Here is a 3,250-nt window from a genome sequence, read left to right as displayed (position 1 = left end):
CCCACGCGGTGGAATTCCAGACGATCGAGGAATGGCGCGAGCGGCGCACCGGCCTCGTCCCGTTGGAAGCGACGATGATGGTCGCCCTGCCCGAACTCGATGGCGCGATCTGCCCCAGCGTGTTTGGCGGGCGCAGCGCGGGCAAGGCCCAAATCCAGGCCATGCGCGGGGACGAGGAACGCGCCGCGGCGCTGGCGGCCAAGGTCGCCAAGCTGATCGCGCTGCGCCAGGCCGCGCGGCGCGAACGGCGCCTGGCGATCACCATCTTCAATTTCCCGCCCAATTCCGGCGCCACCGGATCGGCCGCGCACCTGGCCGTGTTCGAATCGCTGCATGCCACGCTGCAGCGGCTGGCCGATGAAGGCTATGCCGTCGCCGTGCCCGAAAGCGTCGCCGCGCTGCAGGATGCAATCCTCAACGGCAATGCCGCCCGCTATGGCAGTGATGCCAACGTCGCCGCACGGATCAGCGCCGATGAACACGTGCGCCGCGAGCCGCATCTCGCCCAGATCGAGGCGCAATGGGGCTCCGCGCCGGGCAAGCTGCAAAGCGATGGCGGCCATATCCAGATCCTGGGCGCGCATTTCGGGAATGTCTTTGTCGGAGTGCAACCCGCGTTCGGCTATGAAGGCGATCCGATGCGCCTGCTGTTCGAGGGCGGCTTTGCCCCGACCCATGCCTTTGCCGCGTTCTACAGCTATATCCGCCACGATTTTGCCGCCCATGCCGTGCTCCATTTCGGCACCCATGGCGCGCTGGAATTCATGCCGGGCAAGCAGGCGGGCCTGAGCGGCGAATGCTGGCCCGAACGCCTGATCGGTGATCTGCCCAATTTCTACCTCTACGCGTCCAACAATCCATCCGAAGGCATCCTGGCCAAGCGCCGTTCGGCCGCCACGCTGATCAGCTATCTCACCCCGGCCCTGGCGCGCGCCGGGCTCTATCGCGGCTTTGCCGAACTCAAGTGCAGTGTCGAACGCTGGCGCTGGTCGACGCCGGGGGCAGAGCAGGACGCCCTGGAAGCGCTGATCCGCGAACAGTGCGCCACGCTCGATCTGGATTGCGGCGCCATCGCCGATCTGGCGCCCGCGCTCTATGAACTGGAACGCACGCTGATCCCCACCGGGCTGCACGTGCTGGGCCAGGCGCCGCAAGGGGCAGAGCGCGCCGAACTGGTCGACGCCATGGTCGAGGCCGATGCCCAGGCAGACCGCGCCGGCATCGAAAGCGCGCTCGATCGCAGTGACGAGATCGGCGCGGTGATCCACGCGCTGGACGGTGGCTATATCTGCCCGGCGCCGGGCGGTGACATTCTCGCCAATCCGCAAGTGCTGCCCACCGGCCGCAACATCCACGGCTTCGATCCCTTTGCCATGCCCAGCCGGTTTGCCTGCATCCAGGGCCGCGAACAGGCCGAATGCATCACCACCCGCCATGTCGAAGGTGGCCAGCCGTTCCCCGAAAGCCTGGCGATGGTGCTGTGGGGCACCGACAACATGAAAAGCGAAGGGCTGCAGATTGCCCAGGCGATGAGCCTGATCGGCGCGCGCCCGCGGATCGACAGCTATGGGCGCGTCGTCGGCGCTGAACTGGTGCCGCTGGCCGAACTCGGCCGCCCGCGCGTCGATGTGGTGATCACCCTCTCGGGCATTTTCCGCGATCTCCTGCCGATGCAGACGCGCATGCTGGCCGAAGCCTCGCTCTTGGCGGCCAGCGCCGACGAGCCGCTGGAGCAGAACTTCGTGCGCAAGCGCAGCCTGGCCCACCAGGCGCAGCATGATTGCGACCTGGAAACGGCGGCGCTCCGCGTGTTCTCCAATGCCGAAGGCGCCTATGGCGCCAACGTCAACCAGATGATCGACGGCGGCGTGTGGACCAGCCCCGATGACCTCGCCAATGCCTTCGAAACGCACAAGGGCTATGCCTATGGCGTCAAAGGCCCGCCCACGCAGCGGCGCGAACTGCTGCACAGCGCGCTGCGCGATGTCGATTTCGTCTATCAGAACCTCGAAAGCGTCGAAGTCGGCATCACCGATCTCGATCAGTATGTCGATGGCCTGGGCGGGGTCAGCCGCTCGGTGGCGCGGGCCAAGGGCCGCGCGGCCACGGTCTATATCGTCGATGCCACGCAGGGCGCCGCCAAGGTGCGCACCCTGGCGGAACAGATCGACCTGGAAACCCGCACCCGCACGCTCAACCCCAAGTGGTTCGAAGGCATGCTCAAGCACGGTTTCGAAGGCGTGCGCAGCATCGAGCAGCATGTGACCAACACCGTCGGCTGGTCGGCCACCACCGGCCAGGTCGCGCCGTGGGTCTATCAGCGCATCAGCGAAACTTTCGTGCTCGATCCGCAGATGCGGGCGCGGCTCTCGCAGCTCAATCCCAACAGTTCCGCCCGCGTGGCCGGGCGCCTGCTCGAAGCCTGCGAACGCCACCTGTGGGAACCCGATCAACAGACGCTCGAGGCCCTGCGCATGGCCAGCGACGAGCTGGAGGACCGCCTCGAAGGCGTGTTCGCGGCGCAATGAGGAAACCGGCATGACCCTGATCGACACCCCCACGCGCTTCACGCCGTCAGATGGCGAAGGATCGGTGCAGGTCCGCCTCGATCCGCAAGACCGCATCGGCACGGCCAAGGTCTTTGCCGTCTATGGCAAGGGCGGGATCGGCAAATCCACCACCTCGTCCAATCTTTCGGCCGCGTTTTCCAAGCTAGGGCACCGCGTGCTGCAGATCGGCTGCGATCCCAAGCATGATTCCACGTTCACCCTCACCAAGAAGCTGATGCCCACGGTGATCGACGTGCTCGAACAGGTGGAGTTCCATTCCGAGGAACTGCGCCCCGAAGACTATATGTTCGAAGGCTATAACGGCGTCATGTGCGTGGAGGCCGGCGGCCCCCCGGCGGGCACGGGCTGCGGTGGCTATGTCGTCGGGCAGACGGTCAAGCTGCTCAAGCAGCACCACCTGCTCGATGATACCGACGTGGTGATCTTCGATGTGCTGGGCGATGTGGTCTGCGGTGGCTTTGCCGCGCCGCTGCAGCATGCCGAGCGGGCGCTGGTGGTGGCGGCCAATGATTTCGACTCGATCTTTGCGATGAACCGCATCGTTGCCGCCATCGGTGCCAAGGCCAAGAACTACAACGTGCGCCTCGCGGGCGTCATCGCCAATCGCTCTGCCGCCACCGACGAGATCGACCGCTTCAGCCAGGCCATCGGCATGCGCCGCCTCGCCCATTTCCGCGATC

Annotated in this window: 2 protein-coding genes; both read left to right on the top strand. The window is 66.1% G+C overall.

Translation table 11 applies throughout. The features are described from left to right. Positions 1-2,528: cobaltochelatase subunit CobN (locus H926_RS28425; RefSeq protein ID WP_022677444.1), on the top strand; the 2,528-nt coding region annotated here is incomplete at its 5' end. Positions 2,529-2,538: 10 nt separating this feature from the next. Next, positions 2,539-3,250 (top strand): ferredoxin:protochlorophyllide reductase (ATP-dependent) iron-sulfur ATP-binding protein (gene bchL, locus H926_RS28420; protein WP_237741083.1); only part of this gene is annotated, 712 nt, incomplete at its 3' end.

This window comes from Novosphingobium sp. B-7, from assembly GCF_000410615.1.
Classification (GTDB): Bacteria; Pseudomonadota; Alphaproteobacteria; order Sphingomonadales; family Sphingomonadaceae; genus Novosphingobium; species Novosphingobium capsulatum.
This window is presented reverse-complemented; position numbering and strand designations above follow the sequence as displayed.